Raw genomic sequence first — 24,907 nt, forward strand, 5'->3', positions numbered from 1 at the left:
CGCGTGCGCCGTCACTTCGGCACCCACCCGAAGAACCGCAGCACCTCGTCTCGCTGGCGCATCGCGTCCGCGCGCCCCAGCGCCATGAGTTCGCGCGTGTAGGCCGACTCGAACAGCAGGTAGCTGGCGAGCGCGCCGCCCTTCACGTCGGCCGCGACCTTCGAGCCGCCCAGCAGGTGCCGCACGGCGCCCGGCAGCGCGTCGACGTGGCGCGCCGCGATCATGTCGATGCGCTCCGACGGCGAGATCACCAGCAGGTCGAGCGGGCGCAGCGTGCTGGCCGCGCGCGCCTCTTCGGGAATGAGGCCCAGCGTGTGGTTGATGCGGCGCAGGCGCTCGATGTCGACCGCCAGTGCATCCAGAAAGATGCTCGACAGCGCATGGCCGGCGATCTGCGCCATGGTCGGGTAGCCGCTGTGGGTGTTGGGCGCATCCTCGTCGCGCGGCTCGTGCATCCGGCCCGCGCCGATCACCACGATGCGCTGCGCACCCAGGTGGATCGCCGCCGCGATGGGCGCCGACTGGCGCATCGAGCCGTCGCCGAAGTACTCGGTGTGGCCCGGAGGCATCGGCAGCGCGGTGGCCGGGAACACGAAGGGAATGGCCGATGAGGCCATCAGGTGCGCGTGCGTGATGCGGTCGCGCACCGACAGGCGCTGCGAGCGAACCCAGGGCTCCATCGGCACGGCCGCCTCGAAGAAGGTCACGTGCTCGCCCGAGCTGTAGCTCGAGGCCGTAACGGCCAGCGCCTGCACGTGGCCCTGCTGCATGAGCTGTGGCAGGCGGTCCAGCGGCACCAGGCGTTGCAGCAGGCCGGCCAGCGGCGTGTTGTCCAGCAGCGACTTCGGCTTGATGCGCATCCAGTTGGCCGCAAAGCGCCCCAGCCCGAGCAGCATGCGCCAGCGCGCGCCGCTGCCGAGCACCGAGAGCGAGTCGGCGCGGTAGATCTGTTCGGCACGAAACTCGCCCCACACCTGCGCGATGTGCGCGACCACGCGGTCGAAGTCGTCGGCGCCGCAGGCCAGCGCCGCGGCGTTGATGGCGCCGGCCGAGGTGCCTGTGATGATCTGGAACGGGTTGCCGCCGCCGATGGCCGCACCCGCCGCCACGGCGTCGCGCCGGATCTCGGCGATGGCTTCGAGCACGCCGACCTGGTAGGCGGCGCGGGCGCCGCCGCCTGTCAGCAGCAGGCCGGTGGCGGGGCTTGTCTCGGGCATTGCGTCGGTGTCTTTGCTTCTTCGGCGTTTTTCGGACGGGAAATGAGCGCGTCCCGGTACGGGCTTGGCGGGCGGAATAGACTACCCGCCATTCAGGAGTTTGATCAATGGCACTCACCCCCGACGGGCTCATGGACGCACTCAAGAGCGTCACGGACCCTAACACCGGCAAAGAATTCGCAGCGACCCGCTCGCTCAAAAACCTGCAGATCGCCGAGGGCGATGTCTCGTTCGACCTCGAACTCGGCTACCCCGCCAAGAGCCAGCACGCGGCCATCCGCAAGTCGCTGGTGGCTGCGGCCAAGGCCGTGCCGGGCGTGGAGAACGTGTCGGTCAACATCGTGACCAAGGTCATCAGCCATGCGGTGCAGCGCGGCGTGCAGCTGATGCCCAACGTGCGCAACATCGTGGCCGTGGCCTCGGGCAAGGGCGGCGTGGGCAAGAGCACCACGGCCGCCAACCTGGCGCTGGCGCTGGCCGCCGAGGGCGCCAGCGTGGGCCTGCTCGACGCCGACATCTACGGCCCGAGCCAGCCCATGATGATGGGCCTGGACGGGCGCCCCGAGAGCATCGACGGCAAGAACATGGAGCCCAAGGAGCGCCATGGCGTGCAGGTGATGTCGATCGGCTTCCTGGTCGACGCCGACCAGGCCATGATCTGGCGCGGCCCCATGGCCACGCAGGCGCTCGAGCAGCTGCTGCGCCAGACCAACTGGAAAGACCTCGACTACCTGATCGTCGACATGCCGCCGGGCACCGGCGACATCCAGCTCACGCTGAGCCAGCGCGTGCCGATGACGGGCGCGGTGATCGTCACCACGCCGCAGGACATCGCGCTGCTCGACGCGCGCAAGGGCATCCAGATGTTCGAGAAGGTCGGCGTGCCGATCCTGGGCATCGTGGAGAACATGGCGGTGCACATCTGCTCGAACTGCGGCCATGCCGAGCACATCTTCGGCGCCGACGGCGGCAAGAAGATGGCGGCCGAGTACCAGATGGCCTACCTGGGCGCGCTGCCGCTGGACATCAACATCCGCCTGCAGGCGGACAGCGGGGCGCCCACGGTGGTGTCCGACCCCGACGGTGAGGTGGCCGGGCTCTACAAGGCCGTGGCGCGCAGCGTGGCGGTGGGGATCGCGGAGAAGGCGAAGGACTTTTCCGCGAAGTTCCCGACGATCTCGATCAGCAAGAACACCTGAGGCACAGGCGGGGGCAGGGCGAGGGCCTGCGCAGGCGCCCCGGACGAGAGCTCCCAAGAAGAAAAAGGACGCACGCAATGAACCTGCTCGCCTCGATGCGCTACCTCGTCGCACTCAGCGAGCACAAGCATTTCGGCCGCGCCGCGCAGGCCTGCCACATCACGCAGCCGGCCCTCTCCAATGCGCTGCGCGCGCTGGAAGGCGAGTTCGGCGTCGTCATCGTCAAGCGCTCCCGTGTGTACGTGGGCCTCACGCACGAAGGCGAGCGCGTGCTGGCCACGGCGCAGCGCATGCTGCGCGACAACGAGGTGCTGCTGCAGGAGCTGCGCAGCGAGGCCGGCGACCCGCGCGGGCGGCTGCGCATGGCCGCCGTGCCCACCGCGATTCCGATGCTGTCGCGCTTTGCCGCAATGCTGCAGCAGCGCCATCCGGGCATCGTGCCGGCCGTGCTCTCCATGAGCTCGCAGGAGCTGGAGACGGGCCTGGAAAACCTCTCGGTCGACCTCGCCCTGGGCTACACCGAGCGCATGCACCTGCCGGGCGTCAAACTCAAGGCCTGGCCGCAGAGCATCGAGCATTACTTTTTGCTGCGGCGCGCGAAGAAGCCCTCGGCCGACCGGCTGCGCATCGGCCGCCCCATCGCCTGGGCCGAGGCCGGCAAGCTGCCGCTGTGCCTGCTCACGCCCGACATGCACAACCGCGCCATCATCGACCAGGCCCTGCGCGAGGCCGGCGTGGCCGCGGTGGCGCCGGCCATCGAGACCAACTCGGTGCTCACGCTCGCGCTGGCCGTGAGCGCGGGCACCGTCAGCAGCGTGCTGCCCGGCGCCATGGTGGCGGCCGTGCGCAGCCACCGCGAACTGGAGGCGCTGCCGCTGGTGGCGCCCGAGGTTCGCACGCCCATCGGCTTCATGACGCAGGAGGGCGTGCGGCCCGCGCGGGCGCTCGATGCGGCGCTGGCCTTCTTGCAGACGCCCGAATGGCAGGCGCAGGCGCGCCAGCACAGCGGCGCGCTCGACGCCGCGTAGCCCGGCCCACGGGTGCCGACGGCACCTGGATGGTTTACCCTTCGCGCCATCATGAAATCCAAAGCCCAGTTCCGCCTGCGCATCTACCGGGACGACACCATCGCCATCGGCCCCGGCAAGATCGCCGTGCTCGAAGCCGTGGCCGAGACCGGCTCGATCTCGGCGGCGGCCCGCCTGCTCGGCATGTCGTACCGCCGCGCGTGGATGCTGATCGACGAGATGAACCAGACGCTGGCCTCGCCGGCCGTGAACACCGCCGCGGGCGGCTCGCGCGGCGGCGGCACGGCGCTCACGCCCGTGGGCGAGGACATCGTGAAGCGCTACCGCGCCATCGAGAACGCCGCGCGCCTCGCGACGGCGGCGGATGTTCGTGCGCTCACGCGCTTGCTCGCGCCATGAATGCTGCCGACATCGATCCCGTCGTCTGCCGCCCGGTCGGCATCGTGCGCAGCCGCTTCACCGAGACCTCGGGCATGCCCATCCAGACGGCCGGCGCGCCCCGACGAAGTGGGGCGTCTGGAGGTGTTCGCCGAGTTCGCGCCGGGGCTGCGCGACATCGAAGGCTTCGACTACCTGATCCTCGTGACGCACCTGCACCGCTGCGCGCATGAACGGCTCGAGGTGGTGCCCTTTCTCGACGACGCCACGCACGGCGTGTTCGCCACGCGTTCGCCCGCGCGGCCCAACCGGCTGGGCCTGTCGATCGTGCGGCTCACGGCGGTGGAAGGCTCGACGCTGCATTTCAGCGGCAACGACATGATCGACGGCACGCCCGTGCTCGACATCAAGCCCTACGTGCCGCGCTTCGACGTGCGCGAGACCGCGCGCGTGGGCTGGTTCGGCGCGCGGCTCGATCAGCTGCCGCGCACGCGCTCCGACGGCCGGATGGACTGATCGCCGTCGCCTGACGCCTCGCCGGCTGCGCCCGGCAGCAGGTCGCCCTGCCAGCACGACCACACGTCCTGCGACAGCGTCTCGCGCGCCTGCGGTGGCGCCTCGCGGATCGTGCCCATGCTGATGAAACCCGCCAGGTACTCGCCCGGCTGCACGCCGACCTGGCGCACCAGCGTCTCGTCGAAGCAGCGTTCGCCGCTCAGCACGATGGCGCCGTAGCCCAGCTGGTGCGCGGCCGCCAGCAGGTTGCCCAGCGCCGCGCCGGCGCCCAGCCACTGCTCGCGCGCGGGGATCTTGCTGCGCTCGCGCGGCGACACCACGAAGCCCAACAGCAGCGGCGGGCGCGTGGCGTGCTCGCGGGCGTGCCGCAGATCGGTGGGGCTGGCGAGCGGATCGCGGCGCAGCTTCTCCTGTTCGAAGCACCAGGCCAGCGCCTCGCGGTTCTGCGGGCGGAACTCGATCACGCGCCACGGATGCAGCCCGCCGTGGTCGGGCGCGCGCAGGCCGGCCTGAATGATGGCGTCGAGTTCGTCGGGGTTCGGGCCGGGCGATTGCAGCCGCCGCGGCGACACCGAGCGCCGCGTCAGCAGGACTTCGAGGATGCGTTCCGCACCCGTCATGTGGCGCCACATGGTGGTCATTGCTCGCGCCGGTCGGTCCATGCGGCGCTGCGGCGCAGCACCTCGCCGATGTCCTGCGCGTCGCCCGGCGCCACCAGGAACGACTGGCTCTCGCCGCCCGGCGCGATGATCGACAGCACGAAGCCGCCGGCGTCCAGCGTGCGCTCGATGCGCCATTCGTGCACCTGCGTCACATGGCGAAGCTCGGGCCTGCCGGAGGTCGAGCGGACAACGGTGTCATGAGGGGAAAGGCGCATGGGGCGGATGGACAAAGTCTCCAACGCTGTATTCGCCAGTATATGAAGACCGGCGCATCCGTGCATCCCCGTGGGAACCAGAAGGCCGCTCATGTAACAATTGCGCCGTATCTCAATGAACACGACGACCACCTCTTCGCTCATCGCCACCACCGACTGGTCGCCGCTGGTCCTGTCGCTGCAGGTCGCGGCGGTCGCGACCTTGCTGGCGCTGGTCGCGGGCGTGGCGCTGGGCTGGGTGTTCGCACGCAAGCAGTTCACCGGCTCGGGCGTGCTCGAGGCCGTGTTCATGCTGCCGCTGGTGCTGCCGCCCACGGTGATCGGCTACGCCATCCTGGTGGCGGCGGGGCGCCGCAGCCCGCTCGGTGCCTGGCTGCGCGAGCACTTCGACTACACCATCATCTTCAGCTGGCACGGCGCCGTGGTGGCGTCGGCCGTGGTGGCGCTGCCGCTGGTGCTCAAGTCGGCCAGCGCGGCGTTCTCGAACGTCGACCGCTCGCTCGAGGCCGCCGCGAGCACCTTGCGCCAGTCGCCGTTCTCGGTGTTCCTGCGCGTCACGCTGCCGCTGGCCTGGCCCGGCATCCTGGCCGGCACGCTGCTCGCGTTCGCGCGCGCCATGGGCGAGTTCGGCGCCTCGCTGATGGTGGCCGGCTCCATTCCCAAGCAGACCCAGACCCTGTCGATGGCCATCTACGACGCCGTGCAGGCCGGCCACGACGACCTGGCGCTGCTGCTGGTGGTCGTCACGTCGGTGCTGTCGATTGCCGTGCTGGTCGTGTCGAACCGCTTCTTTTCGCTTCGTTGATTCCCCCTTTTTCCAGGAGACTGTGCCCATGCGTCCGTTGCGTCTTTTGTCCGTCGTGCTTGCCCTGGCCCTGCCGTTTGCGGCCGCCGCGCAGCAGATCACCGTGTCCGCCGCCGCGAGCCTGACCGACGCGTTCAAGGAAATCGGTCCCAAGTTCGAAGCCGCCAAGGCCGGCAGCACCGTGCGCTTCAACTTCGCGGCCTCGGGCGTGCTGCTGCAGCAGATCGGGCAGGGCGCGCCGGTCGACGTGTTCGCCAGCGCCGACCAGGAGACGATGAACCGCGGCAACGACCAGAAGCTCATCGACACCGCCACCCGCAAGGACCTCGTCACCAACAGCCTCGTGCTGGTCGAGCCTGCGCAGGGCGCCGTCGGCCTGAAGTCGCTGCAGGACCTGAGCGGCGCCAGCGTGAAGAAGATCGCCGTCGGCAAGACCGCCACCGTGCCGGTCGGCCGCTACACCAAGCAGGTGCTGGACAACGCCAAGCTCTGGACCGCGCTCGAACCCAAGTTCGTGCAGGCCGACAGCGTGCGCCAGGTGCTCGACTACGTGAGCCGTGGCGAGGTCGAGGCCGGTTTTGTCTACCGCACCGACGCGGCCGTGGCCGGCGACAAGGTCAAGGTCGCTTTCACGCCCACCGGCCACACGCCCGTGACCTACCCCATCGCCGTGGTGGCCGAGAGCAAGCAGAAGGCGCTGGCCGGCGACTTCATCGCCTTCCTGTCGACGCCTGCGGCCCAGGAAGTGCTCGCGCGCTACGGTTTCGGCAAGCCATGATCGATGTCGATCTGCAGCTCACGGTGAAGGACGGAGCCCGGCGCTTCGACCTCGCCGTGCGCTTCCAGACCGACGTCCCCTTCGCCGCGCTCTACGGCCCCTCGGGGGCCGGCAAGTCGCTCACCCTGCAGGCCATCGCCGGCCTGCTGCATCCGTCGGCGGGCCATGTGCGGCTCGACGGCCGCACGCTGTACGACGCGGCGCAGCGCATCGACGTGCCCGCGCCGGCGCGCCGCATCGGCTACCTGTTCCAGAACTACGCGCTGTTCCCGCACCTCACGGTGCGCGAGAACGTGGCCTTCGGCCTCACCGCGTGGCACCGCCGCACGCTGCCGGCGCGCGACGCCGAGCGCGTGCAGGCGCTGCTGGCCAGCTTCGGCCTCGCCGCGCTGGCCGACAGCCGGCCGCAGAAACTCTCGGGCGGCCAGCAGCAGCGCGTGGCCCTGGCGCGCGCGCTGGCCTGCGAGCCGCAGGTGCTGCTGCTCGACGAACCCTTTGCCGCGCTCAACCCCATGCTGCGCGCCGAGCTGCGCAACGAACTCGCGCAGGTGCGCAAGCAATGGGGCATTCCGGTGCTGATGATCACGCACGACATCGAGGACGTGCTCGCGCTGGCCGACGTGGCCTTTGTCTACAAGGACGGGCAGGTGGTGCGCGAGATCGACCTGCACAACGCCGACAGCCGCGACTTTGCGCTGCGGGAGATTGCCGGGGTGCCGGAGGTCGAGGAGACGCCGCTGCGCAGCAAGCTGCGGGGCTTGTTGATGGGTGGCGCGCGCGAGGCCTGAACCTTCGTCATTTCCATTTTGAATCGCCGCATGTCGCGATTCAATTTGACGCCACGCCCCCACAGGCCAACACTGCCGCCATGAGCGAGCAGAAGATCGAGTTTTACAAGGGCCCCGCCGGTGGCTGGGGCGCGTTGCGCAGCGTGACGAATGCGTTGCTGCGGCAGGACATTCCGGTCAAGGGCGCGAAGACGCTGCTCTCGGCCAACCAGCCCGACGGCTTCGACTGCCCCGGCTGCGCCTGGCCCGACCGCAACCATGCCTCGACCTTCGAGTTCTGCGAGAACGGCGTGAAGGCCGTGGCCGCCGAGGCCACCGCGCGCCGCGCGGGCCCGGAGCTGTTCGCGAAGCACACCGTGGCCGAGCTGGCCCAGCAGAGCGACTTCTGGCTCGAAGACCAGGGCCGCCTCACGCACCCGATGGCCTACGACGCGGCCAGCGACAGGTACGTGCCCATCGACTGGGACGACGCCTTCGCGCGCATCGCGCAGCACCTGAACGCGCTGCCCGACCCGAACCAGGCCATCTTCTACACCTCGGGCCGCGCGAGCAACGAGGCGGCCTTCCTGTACCAGCTGTTCGTGCGCGAGTACGGCACCAACAACTTCCCCGACTGCTCGAACATGTGCCACGAACCCAGCGGCAGCGGCATGCGCCCGCAGCTGGGCGTGGGCAAGGGCACGGTCACGCTGGAAGACTTCGAGAAGGCCGACGCGATCTTTATCTTCGGCCAGAACCCGGGCACCAACCACCCGCGCATGCTCGGCGAGCTGCGCGCGGCCTCCAAGCGCGGCGCGCGCATCGTGAGCTTCAACCCGCTGCGCGAGCGCGGGCTGGAGCGCTTTGCCGACCCGCAGGACAAGCTGGAGATGGCCACGCTGGGCTCCACGCCGATCAGCACGCACTACTTCCAGCTGCGCGTGGGCGGCGACTTCGCGGCGGTGAAGGGGATGATGAAGCACGTCATCGAGCGCGAAGACGCGGCGGTGGCGCGCGGCGAGCCTTCGGTGCTCGACCATGCATTCATCGCCGAGCACACCCTGGGTTTCGAGGCGCTGGCCGACGACCTGCGCGCCGAATCGTGGCCGCTGCTGGTGCAGGAGTCGGGCCTGAGCGAAGCGCAGATCCGCGCGGCGGCCGACGTGTACCTGGGCGCCAAGCGCGTCATCGCCTGCTGGGGCATGGGCATCACGCAGCACCAGCATTCGGTGGCCACGATCCAGATGATCGGTAACTGGCTCATGCTGTGCGGCCACATGGGCCGCGAAGGCGCGGGCGCCTGCCCGGTGCGCGGCCACAGCAACGTGCAGGGCGACCGCACCATGGGCATCTGGGAAAAGCCGCCGGCCGCGCTGCTCGACCGGCTGCAGCAGGTGTTCGGCTTCGAGCCGCCGCGCCAGAACGGCGTGGACACGGTCGAGGCGATCCAGCTGATGCTCGACGGCAAGGGCAAGGTGTTCTTCGCGCTCGGCGGCAACTTCGCGGCCGCCACGCCCGACACCTACCAGACCTGGAAGGCGCTGCAGCAGTGCGACCTCACGGTGCACGTGACCACCAAGCTCAACCGCAGCCACATCATCCACGGGCGCGAGGCGCTCATCCTGCCGTGCCTGGGCCGCACCGAGATCGACATGCAGGCCAGCGGTCCGCAGGGCGTGACGGTCGAAGACTCGATGAGCATGGTCCACATCTCGGTGGGCATCAACCCGCCCGCGTCGGAGCATCTGCTGTCCGAGCCGGCCATCGTGGCGCGCCTGGCTGCAGCCACCATCGGTGCGCGCAGCAAGACGCCGTGGCTCTGGCTGGTGGAAGACTACGCCCGCATCCGCGACAAGATCGAAGCCGTGTTCGACGACTTCAAGGACTTCAATGCGCGCGTGGCGCATCCGGGTGGCTTCCGCCTGCGCAACACGGCGAGCGAGCGCGTGTGGGCCACCGCGTCGAAGAAGGCCGTGTTCTTCACGCACGCCGTGCCGCTGGACACGCACGCCCACCGGGCCCGCGCGCGCTTCGCGTCGCAGCGCGACACGCTGGTGTTCACGCTGCTCACCACGCGCTCGCACGACCAGTACAACACCACCATCTACGGCATGGACGACCGCTACCGCGGCGTGTTCGGCCAGCGCCGCGTGGTGTTCATCCACAAAGACGACATCCGCCAGCTCGGCATGAAGGACGGCGACTGGGTCGACATCCAGACCGTGTGGAGCGACGGGCAGGAGCGCCGTGCCGACCGCTTCAAGCTGGTGGCCTACGACATCCCGCGCGGCAACCTTGCGGCCTACTACCCCGAGACGAATCCGCTGGTGCCGCTGTCGTCGGTGGCCGAGAACGCGGGCACGCCGACCTCCAAGTCGATTCCCGTGGTGCTGTCGCTGCATGTGGCGCCGGTCGCGGCGGAGGCCGACGCCGTGGCGGCATGAGCGACTCCGGGTTCGACGCCGACGCCTTTTCCATCGCGATCCTGCGCGCGCTCGCTGAAGCGCCCGGCGAGGGCGGCATGTCGCTGCCGCGCCTGGGCAAGCGGCTGGGGCAGGGCGCGAGCGTGGTCATGCGCCAGCTCACGCTGATGGGCGATGCCGCGCTGGGCGGCGTGCGCGGACCGGGCTGGGTGCGCGTGGTGCAGCTGGACGATCGCTGGGTCGCGCACCTCACCGACGCCGGGCGCGCGATGCTCGAGCGCCTGCCGGCTGACGAAAAACCCGGCTGAGCGGACAATGGCCGCGGCCATGGAAAACACCCCCGAATCCGACTCGCTGCCACCGCTCGCACGGCATGCCGTGCACGTCTTCGGCGAGCGTGGCCTCGCGCCCGAGGGCGTGGTGCGCGACGACACGCTGGCCGCCGAGGTGCCGGTGGCGCTGGTGTTCAACGGCGTCTCGCACGCGGTGATGATGGCCACGCCGCAGGACCTCGAGGCCTTCGCGCTGGGCTTTGCGCTCAGCGAAGGCATCCTCGACAGCGCCGCCGACTGCCGCGGCATCGACGTGCGAACGGTCGAGGCCCTCGATGCGGGCCTGCCCGAGGGCATGCCCGGCATCGAGGTGCAGCTCGAAGTTTCCACGCGCAGCTTCGAACGCCTGAAGGACCGGCGCCGCAGCCTCGCGGGCCGCACCGGCTGCGGCGTGTGCGGCGTCGAAAGCTTCGCGGGGCTCGACCTGTCGCCGCAGCGCGTGCCGCCACGCGACTGGATCGAACGCATCGACCTGGCCACCGTGCTGCGCGCCTTCGCCGCCATGCCGCCGCGCCAGGTGCTCAACGCCGAAGCCGGTGCGATCCACGCAGCAGCCTGGGCCACGGTGGATGGCGAGCTCACCGACCTGATGGAAGACGTCGGCCGCCACAACGCGCTCGACAAGCTGCTCGGCGCGCTGGCCCGTGCGAATCGGCTGCAGGAGCCCGGCTTCGTGCTGATGTCCAGCCGCGGCAGCCACGAGCTGGTGCGCAAGTGCGCGCGCCTGGGCATCGCGGCGATGGCGACCATCTCGGCGCCGACCGCAATGGGCGTGCGCATGGCCGAGCTCAGCGGCCTGCGGTTCTGGGGGCTGTGCCGCGCGCCGCGCGGCGTGCTTTACGCCAACGGGCTCGGTGCGCCGAGCGCCAGCACCGCGTCGGCCACGGCTTCGATGCCCTGATCCGAGAGGTCGGACGCCGCCACGCGCTGGCGTTTCGCCCACGCGCGGAAGTGCGTCTCCTGCGACTTCTGGTAGTGCGGGTCGTAGTGCAAGGACATCAGCTCGGCGAACAGGTGCGGCAGGTCGGCCTCGTGGGCCCACTGCTGCCAGCGCGTCACCGTTTCCTTGCCCTGCAGTTCCTTGAGCACGCCCATCTTCTCGGCGAGCGCCGCGCGGTCGTCGCCCAGGTAGGCGTAGTCGCGCAGCAGGTAGGCCAGCCGCGCCTCGGGCGTGGCCTCCACCTCGATGCACGGCGCGGCGCGCATCTGCGCCACCAGCGACAGCGGCAGCGACAGCCGCCCGATGCGCACGCTCTCGCCCTCGACATACAGCGGGCGCGAGAGGTCGATGGCTTCGAGCACGGTCGCGATGCGCGTCTCGAAGTGCTTCTGCGAAGGCTGCGGCACGCCCGGCAGCGCGCCGAGCAGCGAGCCCTTGTGGTTGGCGAAGGCTTCCAGGTCGAGCACCTGCGCGCCGCGTTCGGCCAGCGCGTGCAGCACGCGCGTCTTGGCGCTGCCGGTGGCGCCGCACACCACGCGCAGGTCGAGCTGCGGCGTCAGCGCGTCGAGCTGCGAGATCACGTGCCGGCGAAAGCTCTTGTAGCCGCCCGCGAGCTGCTGCGCGTCCCAGCCCACGAGCCGCAGCCACGTGACCATCGAGCCGCTGCGCATGCCACCGCGCCAGCAGTAGACCAGCGGCTTCCACTTCTCGGGCCGGTCGGCCAGCGTGTCGCGCAGGTGCGTCGCGATGTTGGCCGCCACCATCGCACCGCCGATGCGGCGTGCCTCGAAGGCGCCGGTCTGCACGTAGACCGTGCCGACGATGTGGCGCTCCTCGTCGTTGAGCACGGGGCAGTTGATGGCGCCGGGGATGTGGTCGAGCGCGAACTCGGCGGGCGAGCGGGCGTCGATGATCGAATCGAAGGCGTGGCGGTCGGCCACCCGAACGGGCTGGCGATGACTCATGGCTGAAGGGACCTCATGCCGCCATTGTCGGCCACTCAGGCGTAGGCGGGACCTAGGCCTTTTCGCAAGCGAGCACTCGCCAAGTCGACAAAGGTGACCAGCACGAACATCGCGATCAGCACCGTCATCGCCTGCTGCTGCTGGAAGATCGACAGGTGGAAGTACAGCAGCTGGCCCAGCCCGCCGCCGCCCACGAAGCCCAGCACGGCCGCCATGCGGATGTTCATTTCCCAGCGGTAGAGCGTGTAGGCCACCCACTGCGGCAGAACGATCGGCAGGCTGGCGTAGCTGAAGGCGGCGACCGGGCCGGCGCCCGAGAGCGCCAGCGCCTGCTCGGGCTCGCGCGGCGCGTTCTCCAGCGCTTCGGCAAAGAGACGGCCGAGCACGCCGGTCGTGTGCAGCGACAGCGCCAGTGCCCCCGCGAACGGCCCGATGCCGGCGGCCAGCACCATCAGCGCGGCCCATACCAGCTCGGGCACGCTGCGCAGGAAGTTGAGCACGAAGCGCGCGCCGTGGCGCAGCGGCCCGCCGATGCGCCCCGACGCCGGCAGCGCGAGCACGGCGCCCGCCACGGCGGCCAGCACGGTGCCCAGCGCCGACACGGCCAGCGTCTGCAGCGCGCCGTGGCCGACCTTGGCCAGGAACTCGGGCGACACGTCGGGCGGGAAGAACTCGGCGATGAACTTGCCCATCAGCCGGAGCGATTCGGCCGAGCCCAGCGCGCCGTAGTCGATGCCCAGGTAGACGAAGCTCGCGACCACGGCCGCGGCGATCAGCGCCACGGCGAGCCAGCAGCGCAGGCACAAAGGAGGGCGAGGCGGAAGCGTCGTCATGCCAGGAGCTTTCGCAGCGCGTTGCTCAGCATGTCGGCCAGCAGCACGAGCGCGAGAAACACCAGCAGGATGCTGCTGGCCTCGCCGCCGTTGAGCATCTTCATCGACTGGTCCATCAGCTGCCCGAGGCCGCCCGCGCCCACGAAGCCCATCACCACCGAGGCGCGCACCGCGCATTCCCAGCGGTACACGGTGTACGAGGCCAGCTCCTGCGCCGTGTGCGGCAGCAGGCCGTAGCACAGCGCCGCGAGCCGGCCGCTGCCGCTTTCGAGCAGGGCGCGCGCGGGGCGCGTGTCGGTCGATTCGAGGATCTCGGCGTAGACCTTGCCCAGCATGCCGCCGTAGGTGATGGCCAGCGCCAGCACGCCGGCCGCGGGGCCGAGCCCGAGCGCGCGCACGAACAGCAGCGCCCACACGATCTCGGGAATGGCGCGCAGCACCATCAGCAGCCAGCGCGCTGCTTGGCGGACGATGCCGGCCTGCACGCGGCCCGGGCCGGGCCCGATGCGCGAGATGGACAGCGCGCGCGTGGTCACGAAGCCCAGCGGCGCGCCGATCACCAGCGCCATGGCCGTGCCGGCCGTGGCCATGGCCAGCGTTTCGAGCGTGGCCTTGGCGAGCAGCGCGAGAAAGGCGGGCGAGCTGTCGGGCGGAAAGAAGCCCGCAAGAAAGCCGCCGATGACGGCGAGGTTGCCGCTGCCGAAAAGCGCCCAGGGCTTGAATTCGGAGAGCGCGAGCACCGGCCAGGCGATGGCCAGCGCGGCGAGCCAGCCGGCCAGGCGGCGGCCCGTGTGCGGATCGCGCAGGGCAGGGCGGGCGAGTGTCGCCGTCACGGGCAGTCCGGCCGATGGAAGGCCGGTTCGGCGGTGCCGGCCACCGGTGCGACCGGCAGCGGCCCTTGCGTCGCCACGCCGCCTTCGCTCGCATAGAGCGCCTCGAGCAGCGCCGGCGTCACCTGTGCGGCCGGCAGGTCGAAGGCGACCTGCCCGTCGCGCATGCCCACGATGCGCGGAAACCAGCGCAGTGCCAGATCGACCGCGTGCAGCGACGCGACCAGCGTGGCGCCGGTCGATTCGCTCTGCGCGACCAGCTGGCCCACGGCCGCATGCGCGAGCGTGGGGTCGAGCGCCGACACCGGCTCGTCCGCCAGCAGCAGTGCGGGGCGCTGGTACAGCACGCGGGCGATGCCCACGCGCTGCAACTGGCCGCCCGAGAGGCGGTCGCAGCGCTCGAACAGCCGGTCTTCGAGCGCGAGCCGGGCCAGCGCCGCGTGCGCGCCCGCGATGTCGGACGGATAGAAGAGCGAACCCAGCGCACGCGCCGTCGACCACTGGCCGAGCCGGCCCGCGAGCACGGCCGTGACCACGCGCAGGCGCGGCGCGATCGGCGGCGCCTGGTGCACGGTGCCGATGCGCGCGCGCAGCTGCTTGAGCGCACGCGCCGGCAGCCGCCACGGGTGCTGGCCCAGCGCCTGCACCTGGCCTTCGCCGGGCCGCAGCGCCGCGCCGAGCACGCGCAGCAGCGTGGTCTTGCCCGCGCCCGAAGGCCCGATGACGGCGATGCGCTCGCCGTCGCGCGCGGCCAGCGTCACCCCGGCCAGCGCGCGCTGGCCGTTGGGGTGCACTACGCCCGCGCTGTCGAGCGAAAAACTCATCCGCGCATTCCGCTCACTTGATGAGGCCGGCCGACTTGCCCGCCGTCTCGATGCCGTCGTAGTTCGACGACTTGGTGGGAATGAACTTGCTCGCACGCTGCAGCGCCATGATCTCCTTGTGCGCCGGGTTGGCCGGGTCCAGCTTCAGGAAGGCGTCGGTGAGCTTCTTCGTCACGGCGGCGTCCAGGCCGGGGCGCACGGTCCAGTTGTAGTCGTAGTAGGTCGGCGTGGTGGCCAGCACGCGCACCTTGGCCGCGTTGGGGTTCTTGGCCTCGACCAGCTTGTCCCACACCGAGGCGTTGAGCACGCCCGCTTCGGCGCGCGAGGCGGCCACGAAGGCCACGGTGGCGTCGTGCGCGCCCGAGAACGCGACCGTCTTGAAGTCCTTCTCGGGGTTGATGCCGGCCTGCAGCAGGAAGTAGCGCGGCATCAGGCTGCCCGAGGTGGACGAGGGCGCGCCGAAGGCGAAGGTCTTGCCCTTCAGGTCGGCCAGGGTCTTGGCGGGGCTGTCGATCGGCACGATGAACTTGCTGGTGAACACCTCGTCCTCCGCGCGCTGCACGATCGGCACCGCGCCGCCGTTGGTGCGGATGCGCGCCTGCACGAAGGTGAAGCCGCCCAGCCACGCCATGTCGATCTTGTTCGTCGCCAGGCCCTCGACCACGGCGGCGTAGTCGGTCACGGGCGTGAACTGCACGTCCATGCCGGTTTCCTTCTTCAGGTAGTCGCCCAGCGGCGTGAACTTGCGCTGCAGCTCGGTGGGCGCCTCGTCGGGAATGGCCGACACGCGCAGCACGCCCTGGGCGAAGGCGCCCACGGCGGTGAGGGACAGGGCCAGCGCGAGGGCGAGCCGGGACACGGTTTGTTTCGTTTGCATGGTGTGATGACGCGTTCAGTGGAAAAAGAAAGGGGTGTGTCGGGGCACTCGGGCAGATGGCGGTGCGGGCTTCGATAATCGCGGCTTGTTCCATTCGACCGACCTGCCGCCATGATCGAAGCCGCACCTTCCAAGCTCCTGAATCCGTTGGCGCCGCTGCGGCTGACCAGCTTCTCGCACGGGGGCGGCTGCGGCTGCAAGATCGCGCCGGGCGTGCTGTCGCAGATCCTCAAGAACCATGCGGGCGGGCTGATTCCGCCCGAGCTCATGGTCGGCATCGAGACCGCCGACGACGCGGCAGTCTACCGGCTCAACGACGAGCAGGCGCTGATCGCCACCACCGATTTCTTCATGCCCATCGTGGACGACCCCTACGAGTTCGGCCGCATCGCCGCGACCAACGCGATCAGCGACGTCTACGCGATGGGCGGGCGCCCGATCATGGCGCTGGCGTTGGTCGCCATGCCGATCAACCAGCTGCCGGTGGAAGTCATCGCCGAGATCGTGCGCGGTGGGCAGGACGTGTGCCGCGCGGCCGGCATTCCCATTGCGGGCGGCCACACCATCGATTCGGTCGAGCCGATCTACGGGCTGGTCGCGATGGGGCTGGTGCACCCCAAGCGCGTGCGGCGCAACGCCGACGCGCAGGCGGGCGACGTGCTGGTGCTGGGCAAGCCGCTGGGCGTGGGCGTGCTGTCGGCGGCGCTCAAGAAGCAGCAGCTGTCCGAGGCCGGCTACCGCCAGCTGATCGAGAACACGACCAAGCTCAACACGCCCGGCATCGCGCTGTCGGCACTCGACGGCGTGCATGCGCTGACCGACGTCACCGGCTTCGGCCTGGCCGGCCACGCGCTCGAACTCGCGCGCGGCGCGGGGCTCGCGGCGGTGGTCGAGTGGTCGCGCGTGCCGCTGCTCGACAACGTGATCGCCATGGCCGGCGGCGGGCTGGTCACCGGCGCGTCGGGCCGCAACTGGGCGGGCTACGGCGCCGACGTGCAATTGCACGAGGGCCTGCCGGCCACCGCGCAGGCGCTCATGACCGACCCGCAGACCTCGGGCGGCCTGCTCGTGAGCTGCGCGGCCGAGGCGGTCGAGGCGGTGCTGGAGATCTTCCGCAACGAAGGCTTCGGGCAGGCGGCGGTCATCGGCCGCGTGGAAGCTGGCGCGCCGGGTCTCGTCGTGTTGCCCTGAGCCGGGGCGCCGCCGGGCGGGTGGGGTCGTCATCGACACGCGCTCCTTCGTTTTTTCGCATCGTGCGACAGGTCCGCGCAGCGGGCAACACCCCGCGGCCCTTTCCAATAACCCTTGAGTCCGCCGGTGCCGGTAGGCGTCGGCTATCGTTCGCGCCATGAACGCTTCCCTTCGCCTTGGCTGGCGCACGCTCTGGCGCGACCTGCGCGCCGGCGAGCTGCGCCTCTTGATCGTGGCCGTGGTGCTGGCCGTGGCCGCGCTCACGGCGGTCGGCTTCTTCGCCGACCGATTGCAGGGCGGGCTGCAGCGCGACGCGCGCCAGCTGCTGGGCGGCGACGCGGTGGTCGTGAGCGACAACCCGACACCCGAAACTTTCATTGCACAGGCGAAGTCGCTGGGCCTTGCGGGCACCGGCACCTTCGGCTTTCCCACCATGGCGCGAGCGGAAGACGCCCAGGGCGGCGCCAGCAAGCTCGTGGCCCTGAAGGCCGTGACGCCGGGCTACCCGCTGCGCGGCAACCTGCAGACGGCGACCACGGCCGAGGGCGCAGGCGCGGTGACGCGCGACGTGCCGGCGTCGGGCGAGGTCTGGGTCGATGCCTCGCTGCTCGACTCGCTGGGCCTGAAGGTCGGCGACACGCTGCTGCTGGGCGACACCGGCCTGCGCGTGGGCCGCGTGATCACGCTCGAGCCCGACCGGGGCGCGGGCTTCATGAGCTTCTCGCCGCGCGTGATGCTCAACCAGGCCGACGTGGCGCGCACCGGCCTCGTGCAGCCGGCCAGCCGCGTGGGCTACCGCTACGCCGTGGCGGGCGATGACGCCGCCGTGAAGCGCTTCACCGAATGGGCCGACGCCACCATCAAGAAGGGCGAGCTGCGCGGCGTGCGGCTCGACTCCTTCGAGGGCGGCCGGCCCGAGATGCGCCAGACCCTGGACCGCGCCGAAAAATTCCTGAGCCTGGTCGCGCTGCTTGCGGCGCTGCTGTCGGCCGTGGCCGTGGCGCTGGCCGCGCGCGGCTTCGCGGCCAGCCACCTGGACGACTGCGCCATGCTGCGCGTGCTGGGCCAGAGCCAGCGCACCATCGCCGCGGCCTACGCCTTCGAGTTCGCCGTGATCGGCACCGTGGCCAGCGCGATCGGCGTGGCCATCGGCTTCGCCGTGCACTACGTGTTCGTGCTGCTGCTGGCCGGGCTGGTCGAGACCGCCCTGCCCGCCGCCACGCTGTGGCCCGTGGCCTTCGGCCTGGGCATGGGGCTCACGCTGCTGTTCGCCTTCGGCCTGCCGCCGGTGCTGCAGCTGGCGCGCGTGCCGCCGCTGCGCGTGATCCGTCGCGACGTGGGCGGGCTCAAGCCCGCATCGCTCGCTGTGCTCGGCATCGGCGTGGCGGGCTTCGCGGCGCTGCTGATGGCGGCCAGCAGCGACCTCAAGCTGGGCCTCATTGCGGTCGGCGGCTTTGCCGGTGCCGTGGCCGTGTTCGCGCTGCTGAGCTGGCTGGCTGTGAAGGTGCTGCGCCGCAGCGTCAGCGAGACCACCGCGCCGCGCTGGCTGGTGCTGGCCACGCGGCAGATCTCGGCGCGCCCGGCCTACGCCGTGGTGCAGGTCAGCGCGCTGGCCGTGGGCCTGCTGGCGCTGGTGCTGCTCGTGCTGCTGCGCACCGACCTCGTGGCGAGCTGGCGCAAGGCCACGCCGCCCGATGCGCCTAACCGCTTCGTCATCAACGTGATGCCCGAGCAGAGCGAGGCGTTCCAGAAGACGCTGCGCGATGCGGGCGTCGCCAAGTTCGACTGGTACCCGATGATCCGCGGCCGGCTGGTGGCGATCAACGACAAGCCCGTGACGCCCGACGACTACACCGAGGACCGCGCCAAGCGCCTGGTGGACCGCGAGTTCAACCTGAGCAACAGCACCGAGGCGCCCGCGCACAACAGCGTCACCGCCGGCGCCTGGACGCCCGAGGCGAAGAACGAGGTGAGCGTGGAAGAAGGCCTGGCCCAGACGCTGGGCCTGAAGCTGGGCGACACCTTGCGCTTCGACATCGGCGGCATGCAGAACGACGCGCGCATCACCTCGCTGCGCAAGGTCGACTGGGGCTCGCTGCACGCCAATTTCTTCGTGATGTACACCGTGGCCTCGCTGGCCGACGTGCCCGTGACCTACATGGGCGCCTTCCGCGCGCCCGAGACGCGCGGCTTCGACAACGCGCTGGTGCGCAGCTTCCCCAACGTGACCAACGTCGACATGAGCGCCACCATCAACCAGGTGCAGCGCGTGCTCGACCAGGTGGTGCGCGCGGTCGAGTTTTTGTTCGGCTTCACGCTGGCGGCCGGGCTGGTGGTGCTGTTCGCCGCCGTCACCGCCACCCGCGAGGAGCGTGCGCGCGAGTTCGCCGTGATGCGCGCCGTGGGCGCACGCGCCAGCTTGCTGCGACAGGTGCAGCGCGCCGAGCTGGTGGGCGTTGGCCTGCTGGCGGGCTTCCTGGCGAGCATCGTGGCCTCGGTGATCGGCTGGGGGCTGGCGCGCTACGTGTTCGAGTTCACCTGGACCGCGTCGCCGCTCGTGCCGGTGGCGGGCGCGCTGGCCGGTGCGGTGCTCGCGCTGGCGGCGGGGTGGTGGGGCCTGCGCGATGTGCTGCGCCGGCCGGTGGTCGACACGCTGCGCCGCGCGGCCGAGTAGGGCCGCGCAGGCCCGTACAGTTTTTTTCTTTCGCGATCGGCAGGACGGGGCCGGGGATGCAATACATTCCCCGGCCCCGTATTCAATTCAGAAGAGAAATTCCTGCATGCGCTTGGCGTCATTCCAGATCACCAACTATCGCTCGATCCACGACAGCGGCTCCATCGATTCCTCCCAGATCACAGCGATCCTCGGCCGAAATGACAGCGGCAAGTCGAACCTGCTGCGCGCGTTGCACAGCCTGAACCCGACCGACGGGCTCACGGCACTCAGCCCCATCAAGGACTTTCCGCGGCACCGCCGCCTGGACGAATGCACCGACGACACCCCGGTGGTGCACACGCGCTGGGACCTGGACGCCTCCGAACAACTGGCGCTCGCCGCCATCCTGCCGCGCGCGGCCGGCGTGCGCCAGGTCACGGCCGGGCGCGGCTACGGCGCCACGCGCACGACCGGCTTCGAGGGCCTGGGCCCGCTGTCGATCGACGTGAGCGACATCAAGGCCAAAGTGCGCAAGATCGTGCCCGCCGTGAAGGCCGCGGCCGAGAAGGTCGCCGACGAGTTGAAGGCCGCGCTCGAACAGGAGGCCGACGCCTTCGACGCCGCCATGATCCCGAGCCCCGACTTCGTCAAGTGGTCGGCTGGCGCGCTGCTGGCGCTGCAGGCGCTGCGCCAGGCGCTGGCCACGGCCGGCGCCGAGATCGCCGACAAGCAGGCGCAGATGCTGACCGAGCTCGAGGAGCTGGCGCGCACGATCGACAACGACCAGCCCGCGCTGGCCCGCGCCCGCGCCTGGGTGCTGGAGAAACTGCCGCGCTTCATCTACGTCGAGGACTACGCCTCGCTGCCCGGCCGCCAGAACATCGCCGAATACCTCACGCGCAAGGGCTGGGGCGAGCGCACGGCGGGCGAGCGCAATTTCGAGAAGCTGTGCCAGGTGGCGGGGCTTGATCCGCAGCAGCTGCAGGACCTGTTGGCGAAGAACGATCTGGCGACGCGCAATCAGTTGGTGAACCGGGCCGGTGCCGTCGTGACCGCCGAGATCCGCCGGCTGTGGAAGGACCGCCCGCTCAAGATCCGCTTCAACCTCGACGGGCAGCACCTGGAGACGCTGGTGTCGGACCCGAACGGCGCCTACGAAGTCGAAGTGAACCTCGACGAGCGCAGCCGCGGCTTCCAGTGGTTCTTCTCGTTCTACATCGCGTTCTTCGCCGGCACCCGGGGCGTTGCATCCGGGGAGGTCGTGCTGCTGCTCGACGAGCCCGGGCTGCACCTGCACGCGCGCTCGCAGGCCGACCTGCTTGCGCACCTGGAGAACGACTTCGGCCACCAGATCCTCTACACCACGCACTCGCCGTTCATGGTGCCGGCGCACCGCCCCGACGCCGTGCGCGCGGCCCACATCGACGACGTGGCAGGCACCACGGTGCGCGCGGCGACGCCGGAAGATGCACGCACGCTGTTCCCGCTGGACACACTGGCGGCACTGTGGGGCCGCACGGGTGCACCCGTGCAATCGCAGCCGGCCCCCGTGGTGGCTGCGCCAGCCCCGCAACCGGTCGAAGCGCCCGCCCTCGCGGTCGCGGCCTGACGCACCCGCCCCGCCCGCCGTTCAGCGGCGCGGCGGGTGGTTGTCTTTCTCTTCTTCGCCGGCGGTCGCAGTGAACATGTGTTCACTCGCGAAGTCGACAAACGCCCGCACCTTCGGCGACAACTGCCGGCTCGACGGCCACAGCGCCGAGAACTGTCCCTGCCGCATGAGGTGCGCGGCCAGCACGCGCTGCAGCTCGCCGCGGCGCAGCGCTTCGCGCGCCAGGAAGTCGGGCATGTACGCGATGCCCAGGCCCGCGACGGCGGCACCCAGCATGGCTTCCATGTTGTTGCAGACCAGGCCCGGCGGCAGCTGGGGCGGCAGGCCGGGCAGGTCCCAGTCCTCGATCTTTCCGCCGGTCACGAACTTGTAGCGCAGGCAGCTGTGTCGGGCGAGGTCGGCCGGCACCTGCGGCACGCCGTGTTGTGCCAGGTAGGCCGGAGAGGCCGCGAGCACGAAGCTGAACGGGCCGAGGCGGCGCGCCACGAGCTGCGAATCGACCAGCTCGCCGCTGCGGATGGCCACGTCGACGCCCTCGGCCACCACGTCGACCAGCCGGTCGTTGAAGTCGAGGTCGAGTTCGATCTCGGGAAAGCGTGCCTTGAACGCCGGCAGGATCGGCAGCAGAAAGCGGTAGCCGATGGTCGGCAGGCTCACGCGCAGGCGGCCGCGCGGCGTGGCGACGGCGTCCTGCAGCATGGCGCGCGCATCGCCGAGCTCGTCGAGGATGCGGCGGCAGCGCTCGTGGAACATCGCGCCCTCGGCCGTGAGCCGCACTTGGCGTGTGGTTCGGTGGAACAGCCGCACGCCCATCTGCGCCTCGAGCCGCGCGACGTTCTTGCCCACGGCCGAGGCCGAAATGCCCAGGTCGCGGCCCGCCCGCGCAAAGCTCTGCAGGTCGGCCGCCCGCACGAAGGATTCGAGTCCGCTGAAGCTGTCCATGGGCTTGATTGGCAACCTGGGGTTGGCAGTGTGAGGAGCTGAGGGCCCATTTTCGTTTCATTGAATCCTTTTTATCTTCGCTTCACGCATTTCCTTCCTTTTCCTTCTCCCGCGTGAAAGCCCTCCCGATGTCCTCCCCCGATTCCAACAAGGCCTGGTTGCTCGCCGCCGTCTGCCTGGCCGCGCTCGGCATGCCGCTGAGCTTCACCGGCCCGGCCGTGGTGCTGCCCGCGATCCGCGACACGCTGGGCGGCACGCCGGTGCAACTCAACTGGGTCACCAACGCCTTCATGCTGAGCTTCGGCGCCACGCTGATGGCGGCCGGCGCACTGGCCGATGCCTACGGGCGCAAGCGCGTCTTCCTGCTGGGCCTGGCGGTGGTGGCGCTGAGCAGTGCGCTGTTGACGCTGGCGCCCGGCATCGTCGCCTTCGACCTCGCGCGCGCCGTGCAGGGGCTGGGTTCGGCGGCGGCCTTCGCGGCGGGCACGGCGGCGCTGGCGCAGGTGTTCGACGGGCCGGCGCGGCTGCGGGCGTTCAGCCTCATCGGCACCTCGTTCGGCGTGGGGCTGTCGTGCGGGTCGATCCTCTCGGGCTGGCTGGCCGACACCGTCGGCTGGCACGCCGTGATGCTGAGCCCCGGCGCCGTGAGCCTCGTCGCGCTGGGCCTGGCCGCGCCGCGCATGCGCGAGTCGCGCAACCCGCAGGCGAGGGGGCTGGACGTGCCGGGCACGTTGAGCTTCACGGCCGCGCTGAGCCTGCTCACGCTGGGCGTGCTGCAGGCGCCCGACAGCGGCTGGGGCAGCCCGTGGGTGCTCGCGGCGCTGGCCGGCGCGCTGGCCATGGGCGCGGCCTTCATCGCCATCGAGCGGCGCGTGGCGCATCCGATGCTCGACCTGTCGCTGTTCCGCTTTCCGCGCTTCGTCGGCGTGCAGCTGCTGGCCGCGGCGCCGGCCTATGGCTTTGTCGTGCTGCTGGTGCTGCTGCCGATCCGCTTCATCGGGCTCGAAGGGCGCAGCGCGCTGGAGGCGGGTGGCTTCATGTTCGCGCTGTCGGGGCCGATCCTCATCGTGCCGACGCTGGCGGCGTGGCTCGCGCACCGCTTCTCTGCAGGCGTGATCTCGGCCGTGGGGCTGCTGGTGTGCGCGGCGGGGCTCGTGTGGCTCGCCCGCTGCGCACCGGGCACGTCGCTGCACGGCCTCGTGGGCCCGCTGCTCTTGATCGGCGCAGGCATCGGCCTGCCCTGGGGGCTGATGGACGGCCTGGCCGTGAGCGTGGTGCCGCGCGAGCGGGCGGGCATGGCGTCGGGCATCTTCAACACCGTGCGCGTCGCGGGGGAGGGCATCGCGCTGGCATTGGTGGGGGCGGGGCTCACGGCGCTCGTGGCGCTGCAGCTGAAGGCGTCATCGCCTTCGTCCGTGGCGGTGTCGCAGGCGGCGCAGCGCGTGGCGACGGGCGACCTGGCGCAGGCGCTGGCTTTGTTGCCGGGCATGGATCGCGCGGGGCTGCTGCACGCGTATGGCGCGGCGTTCGGAACGCTGCTGTGTGTGCTGGCCGGGGTGACGGTGTTGACAGCGGTGGTGGTGTTCGTTTTTCTGCGCGGGGAGGTCGAGTCGCACGGCGCGGAGGCTGCACTGAATTGCTCGACGTCCTGAGCGCGGCGCCGCCTTCAGTTCAGCTTGATGTTGGAGCCTTCGAGCTTGGCCTGTCCCTTCGCGAACGATTGCACATTGCTTTCTTTGACCTGCGTGTTGGTGAAATCCACCGAGCGAGCGATGGTGTTGCTGCGCAGCTCCAGTTTGCCCATGCGACCGTTGGAGACGTTGAGACTGCCTATCGTGTTGCCCTCGATTTGGAGGCGCTGCGTTTCAAGCCAGGAGGCGTCCATGATGGGAAAGGTGCAATTTCGTATGACGGCTGACTTGTTCAAAGGTACGACGCTCCATTCGTTGGCTTGCAATGGGCGGCCTGGTCCCAGGTTGACCTTTGACGTCATTTGAGTGCCGAAGTTGGTGCGCTCAAGCAAGACTTGCTGAGCACCGTCCATCGACATGAGAAATGAGACACCTCGGTCATTGCCCAGGATTTCGCAGTTACTGACCGTGAGGCTGCGTGCAGCGGCTACGCCCGCGTGGATGAAGTTTCCTTTGACTCGCTCCATCACCACATCCTCCTTGACCGTGACATTGGAGAGGTTCAGTTCTTCTAACACGGTATCTCGAACGGTGAGTGATTGCAGGACGCTTGAGGTCATGTCGAATTTTCCGCGTAGCTTGCAATTTCTGATTGCAACATCGGGCGCGATACCATTTGATTCACGCGGATCTATCAAGCAATTCATTGAATCAAATTCACACTTGTGGATGAGCAAGGTCGAGTGACCAAAAACACCGAACCACTTGCCATTGCACTCGATGAAGGTGGCTTCGCCGTAGGTCCCAACACTTCCTTGCTGATTTGAATCTGCCGATGTACCAGTAAGGGTGCATTGCTGGTACGTGACTGCCGTGCTGCCTTCTGCACCCCATAGATGCGAAGCGCCGGCCATGCCGCATTTGATGAAGGACACGGCGTTTTGTATGCCCCATGCAAAAATTCCCGAGAATCTGCACTCCTCGAAGGTGCAGTTCTCCATGGCAGCGAGCTTGACTTCATAGGCTCCAATGAAATCGCATTTCTTGAAGCTGACATTGCGCCATGTCTTCCCTTCGAAGCTTTCGCCCGTGATCTCCATGCTATCAACTATGAGCCGTGCATCGCCCGTCTCCGTCGCACGAAGATTTGGGTCTTGGAGGTAGGCCAGGGTCTTGCCAAAGCTCTTGATGTTGCGTTTCTTGCTCATATTTCCAATAGCCAAAGTTCGTGAAAAAAGGGTCCCATCCGCAAAGGTGCTGGCAAGTAGAAATTCACGTCGTTGCATACG

At 69.7% G+C, this 24,907-nt stretch carries 23 protein-coding genes and 1 pseudogene; 14 read left to right on the plus strand and 10 right to left on the minus strand.

Translation table 11 applies throughout. The features are described from left to right. Nucleotides 1-11: 11 nt before the first annotated feature. On the minus strand, nt 12-1,217 hold the full coding sequence (locus ACAM42_RS08375; protein ID WP_369631710.1) for a patatin-like phospholipase family protein: 1,206 nt from the start codon (nt 1,215-1,217) through the stop codon (nt 12-14). Between the two features lie 107 nt (nt 1,218-1,324). On the opposite strand from ACAM42_RS08375, the gene apbC reads away from it, so the two are divergent. The 4 genes and pseudogenes from apbC to tsaA all read left to right on the plus strand — a co-directional run bounded on the left by apbC (nt 1,325) and on the right by tsaA (nt 4,338). Further along, nucleotides 1,325-2,416 carry an iron-sulfur cluster carrier protein ApbC gene (gene apbC, locus ACAM42_RS08380; protein ID WP_062478984.1) on the plus strand — a complete coding sequence of 364 codons (1,092 nt, stop codon included), beginning with the start codon at nt 1,325-1,327 and terminating at the stop codon, nt 2,414-2,416. A 77-nt stretch (nt 2,417-2,493) separates the two neighbouring features. Continuing rightward, nucleotides 2,494-3,444, plus strand: coding sequence for a LysR family transcriptional regulator (locus tag ACAM42_RS08385; RefSeq protein ID WP_139700229.1), 951 nt, complete (start codon nt 2,494-2,496; stop codon nt 3,442-3,444). A gap of 51 nt (nt 3,445-3,495) precedes the next feature. Beyond that, complete coding sequence (locus ACAM42_RS08390; RefSeq protein WP_062478989.1) at nt 3,496-3,843, plus strand: winged helix-turn-helix domain-containing protein; 348 nt, start codon at nt 3,496-3,498, stop codon at nt 3,841-3,843. After that, nucleotides 3,840-4,338 (plus strand): annotated as a pseudogene (gene tsaA / locus ACAM42_RS08395) (tRNA (N6-threonylcarbamoyladenosine(37)-N6)-methyltransferase TrmO). The gene ACAM42_RS08390 and the pseudogene tsaA overlap by 4 nt, the downstream one beginning before the upstream one ends. Here the strand turns inward: tsaA and ACAM42_RS08400 are convergent. Continuing rightward, the gene (locus ACAM42_RS08400; RefSeq protein WP_369631711.1) at nt 4,299-4,979 is read right to left on the minus strand and encodes a nitroreductase family protein; all 681 of its coding nucleotides are present in this window, start codon (nt 4,977-4,979) and stop codon (nt 4,299-4,301) included. The pseudogene tsaA and the gene ACAM42_RS08400 sit on opposite strands and share 40 nt — an antisense overlap. Further along, the gene (locus ACAM42_RS08405; protein ID WP_070061480.1) at nt 4,976-5,215 is read right to left on the minus strand and encodes a hypothetical protein; all 240 of its coding nucleotides are present in this window, start codon (nt 5,213-5,215) and stop codon (nt 4,976-4,978) included. The genes ACAM42_RS08400 and ACAM42_RS08405 overlap by 4 nt, the downstream gene beginning before the upstream one ends. Before the next feature lie 115 nt (nt 5,216-5,330). Between ACAM42_RS08405 and modB the strand changes: the two genes are divergently transcribed. The 6 genes from modB to fdhD all read left to right on the plus strand — a co-directional run bounded on the left by modB (nt 5,331) and on the right by fdhD (nt 11,221). After that, entirely contained in the window at nt 5,331-6,020 is a 690-nt protein-coding gene (gene modB / locus ACAM42_RS08410; RefSeq protein WP_070061481.1) for a molybdate ABC transporter permease subunit, read from the plus strand. A gap of 28 nt (nt 6,021-6,048) precedes the next feature. Beyond that, on the plus strand, nt 6,049-6,798 hold the full coding sequence (gene modA / locus ACAM42_RS08415; protein ID WP_369631712.1) for a molybdate ABC transporter substrate-binding protein: 750 nt from the start codon (nt 6,049-6,051) through the stop codon (nt 6,796-6,798). After that, nucleotides 6,795-7,586, plus strand: a complete 792-nt coding sequence (locus tag ACAM42_RS08420) for an ABC transporter ATP-binding protein (protein WP_369631713.1) — start codon at nt 6,795-6,797, stop codon at nt 7,584-7,586. Before modA ends, ACAM42_RS08420 begins: the two co-directional genes overlap by 4 nt. Before the next feature lie 80 nt (nt 7,587-7,666). Then, nucleotides 7,667-10,009 carry an FdhF/YdeP family oxidoreductase gene (locus tag ACAM42_RS08425; RefSeq protein WP_369631714.1) on the plus strand — a complete coding sequence of 781 codons (2,343 nt, stop codon included), beginning with the start codon at nt 7,667-7,669 and terminating at the stop codon, nt 10,007-10,009. Continuing rightward, nucleotides 10,006-10,296, plus strand: coding sequence for a hypothetical protein (locus tag ACAM42_RS08430; protein WP_307586209.1), 291 nt, complete (start codon nt 10,006-10,008; stop codon nt 10,294-10,296). The genes ACAM42_RS08425 and ACAM42_RS08430 overlap by 4 nt, the downstream gene beginning before the upstream one ends. A gap of 19 nt (nt 10,297-10,315) precedes the next feature. Next, nucleotides 10,316-11,221, plus strand: a complete 906-nt coding sequence (fdhD, locus tag ACAM42_RS08435) for a formate dehydrogenase accessory sulfurtransferase FdhD (RefSeq protein WP_369631715.1) — start codon at nt 10,316-10,318, stop codon at nt 11,219-11,221. Here fdhD and mnmH read toward each other — a convergent pair. From mnmH to ACAM42_RS08460, 5 genes are read right to left on the minus strand one after another with little or no spacing between them, the layout of a single operon-like run. Further along, on the minus strand, nt 11,158-12,225 hold the full coding sequence (gene mnmH, locus ACAM42_RS08440) for a tRNA 2-selenouridine(34) synthase MnmH (protein WP_369631716.1): 1,068 nt from the start codon (nt 12,223-12,225) through the stop codon (nt 11,158-11,160). The two genes, fdhD and mnmH, sit on opposite strands and share 64 nt — an antisense overlap. Nucleotides 12,226-12,260: 35 nt before the next feature. Next, complete coding sequence (phnE, locus tag ACAM42_RS08445) at nt 12,261-13,058, minus strand: phosphonate ABC transporter, permease protein PhnE (protein ID WP_369631717.1); 798 nt, start codon at nt 13,056-13,058, stop codon at nt 12,261-12,263. Beyond that, the gene (locus ACAM42_RS08450; RefSeq protein WP_369631718.1) at nt 13,055-13,891 is read right to left on the minus strand and encodes a PhnE/PtxC family ABC transporter permease; all 837 of its coding nucleotides are present in this window, start codon (nt 13,889-13,891) and stop codon (nt 13,055-13,057) included. Before ACAM42_RS08450 ends, phnE begins: the two co-directional genes overlap by 4 nt. Further along, entirely contained in the window at nt 13,888-14,712 is an 825-nt protein-coding gene (locus ACAM42_RS08455; RefSeq protein WP_369631719.1) for a phosphonate ABC transporter ATP-binding protein, read from the minus strand. Before ACAM42_RS08455 ends, ACAM42_RS08450 begins: the two co-directional genes overlap by 4 nt. A gap of 13 nt (nt 14,713-14,725) precedes the next feature. After that, on the minus strand, nt 14,726-15,589 hold the full coding sequence (locus ACAM42_RS08460) for a putative selenate ABC transporter substrate-binding protein (protein ID WP_307586223.1): 864 nt from the start codon (nt 15,587-15,589) through the stop codon (nt 14,726-14,728). 111 nt (nt 15,590-15,700) lie between these two features. On the opposite strand from ACAM42_RS08460, the gene selD reads away from it, so the two are divergent. The 3 genes from selD (at nt 15,701) to ACAM42_RS08475 (ending at nt 21,045) form a co-directional block, all read left to right on the plus strand. Next, the gene (gene selD, locus ACAM42_RS08465) at nt 15,701-16,780 is read left to right on the plus strand and encodes a selenide, water dikinase SelD (RefSeq protein ID WP_369631720.1); all 1,080 of its coding nucleotides are present in this window, start codon (nt 15,701-15,703) and stop codon (nt 16,778-16,780) included. A 157-nt stretch (nt 16,781-16,937) separates the two neighbouring features. Next, a complete protein-coding gene (locus ACAM42_RS08470; protein ID WP_139700252.1) occupies nt 16,938-19,454 on the plus strand; it encodes an ABC transporter permease in 2,517 nt (838 codons plus the stop codon). A gap of 106 nt (nt 19,455-19,560) precedes the next feature. After that, nucleotides 19,561-21,045: an AAA family ATPase gene (locus ACAM42_RS08475; protein ID WP_369631721.1), complete on the plus strand. Its 1,485-nt coding sequence runs from the start codon at nt 19,561-19,563 to the stop codon at nt 21,043-21,045. Nucleotides 21,046-21,066: 21 nt separating this feature from the next. Here the strand turns inward: ACAM42_RS08475 and ACAM42_RS08480 are convergent, their stop codons facing one another. Beyond that, nucleotides 21,067-21,987 (minus strand): LysR family transcriptional regulator, encoded by a 921-nt coding sequence (locus ACAM42_RS08480; protein WP_369632743.1) that lies wholly within the window; start codon nt 21,985-21,987, stop codon nt 21,067-21,069. Nucleotides 21,988-22,115: 128 nt separating this feature from the next. Here ACAM42_RS08480 and ACAM42_RS08485 point away from each other — a divergent pair, with 128 nt between their 5' ends. Next, on the plus strand, nt 22,116-23,639 hold the full coding sequence (locus ACAM42_RS08485) for an MFS transporter (protein WP_369631722.1): 1,524 nt from the start codon (nt 22,116-22,118) through the stop codon (nt 23,637-23,639). A gap of 14 nt (nt 23,640-23,653) precedes the next feature. Here ACAM42_RS08485 and ACAM42_RS08490 read toward each other — a convergent pair whose 3' ends face one another. After that, nucleotides 23,654-24,904, minus strand: a complete 1,251-nt coding sequence (locus tag ACAM42_RS08490) for a hypothetical protein (protein WP_369631723.1) — start codon at nt 24,902-24,904, stop codon at nt 23,654-23,656. Nucleotides 24,905-24,907: the final 3 nt, after the last annotated feature.

This window comes from Variovorax sp. V35, assembly GCF_041154465.1.
Taxonomy (GTDB): Bacteria; Pseudomonadota; Gammaproteobacteria; order Burkholderiales; family Burkholderiaceae_C; genus Variovorax; species Variovorax boronicumulans.

Bases quoted from the DNA above. Each gene is read 5' to 3' on its own strand.
- ACAM42_RS08485 (WP_369631722.1), top strand. From the start codon at position 22,116: ATGTCCTCCCCCGATTCCAACAAGGCCTGGTTGCTCGCCGCCGTCTGC.
- ACAM42_RS08480 (WP_369632743.1), bottom strand. From the start codon at position 21,987: ATGGACAGCTTCAGCGGACTCGAATCCTTCGTGCGGGCGGCCGACCTG.
- selD (WP_369631720.1), top strand. From the start codon at position 15,701: ATGATCGAAGCCGCACCTTCCAAGCTCCTGAATCCGTTGGCGCCGCTG.
- apbC (WP_062478984.1), top strand. From the start codon at position 1,325: ATGGCACTCACCCCCGACGGGCTCATGGACGCACTCAAGAGCGTCACG.
- modA (WP_369631712.1), top strand. From the start codon at position 6,049: ATGCGTCCGTTGCGTCTTTTGTCCGTCGTGCTTGCCCTGGCCCTGCCG.
- ACAM42_RS08490 (WP_369631723.1), bottom strand. From the start codon at position 24,904: ATGCAACGACGTGAATTTCTACTTGCCAGCACCTTTGCGGATGGGACC.
- ACAM42_RS08420 (WP_369631713.1), top strand. From the start codon at position 6,795: ATGATCGATGTCGATCTGCAGCTCACGGTGAAGGACGGAGCCCGGCGC.
- ACAM42_RS08455 (WP_369631719.1), bottom strand. From the start codon at position 14,712: ATGAGTTTTTCGCTCGACAGCGCGGGCGTAGTGCACCCCAACGGCCAG.
- ACAM42_RS08430 (WP_307586209.1), top strand. From the start codon at position 10,006: ATGAGCGACTCCGGGTTCGACGCCGACGCCTTTTCCATCGCGATCCTG.
- phnE (WP_369631717.1), bottom strand. From the start codon at position 13,058: ATGACGACGCTTCCGCCTCGCCCTCCTTTGTGCCTGCGCTGCTGGCTC.
- ACAM42_RS08460 (WP_307586223.1), bottom strand. From the start codon at position 15,589: ATGCAAACGAAACAAACCGTGTCCCGGCTCGCCCTCGCGCTGGCCCTG.
- mnmH (WP_369631716.1), bottom strand. From the start codon at position 12,225: ATGAGTCATCGCCAGCCCGTTCGGGTGGCCGACCGCCACGCCTTCGAT.
- ACAM42_RS08470 (WP_139700252.1), top strand. From the start codon at position 16,938: ATGAACGCTTCCCTTCGCCTTGGCTGGCGCACGCTCTGGCGCGACCTG.
- ACAM42_RS08475 (WP_369631721.1), top strand. From the start codon at position 19,561: ATGCGCTTGGCGTCATTCCAGATCACCAACTATCGCTCGATCCACGAC.
- ACAM42_RS08385 (WP_139700229.1), top strand. From the start codon at position 2,494: ATGAACCTGCTCGCCTCGATGCGCTACCTCGTCGCACTCAGCGAGCAC.
- ACAM42_RS08390 (WP_062478989.1), top strand. From the start codon at position 3,496: ATGAAATCCAAAGCCCAGTTCCGCCTGCGCATCTACCGGGACGACACC.
- fdhD (WP_369631715.1), top strand. From the start codon at position 10,316: ATGGAAAACACCCCCGAATCCGACTCGCTGCCACCGCTCGCACGGCAT.
- modB (WP_070061481.1), top strand. From the start codon at position 5,331: ATGAACACGACGACCACCTCTTCGCTCATCGCCACCACCGACTGGTCG.
- ACAM42_RS08375 (WP_369631710.1), bottom strand. From the start codon at position 1,217: ATGCCCGAGACAAGCCCCGCCACCGGCCTGCTGCTGACAGGCGGCGGC.
- ACAM42_RS08400 (WP_369631711.1), bottom strand. From the start codon at position 4,979: ATGACCACCATGTGGCGCCACATGACGGGTGCGGAACGCATCCTCGAA.
- ACAM42_RS08425 (WP_369631714.1), top strand. From the start codon at position 7,667: ATGAGCGAGCAGAAGATCGAGTTTTACAAGGGCCCCGCCGGTGGCTGG.
- ACAM42_RS08405 (WP_070061480.1), bottom strand. From the start codon at position 5,215: ATGCGCCTTTCCCCTCATGACACCGTTGTCCGCTCGACCTCCGGCAGG.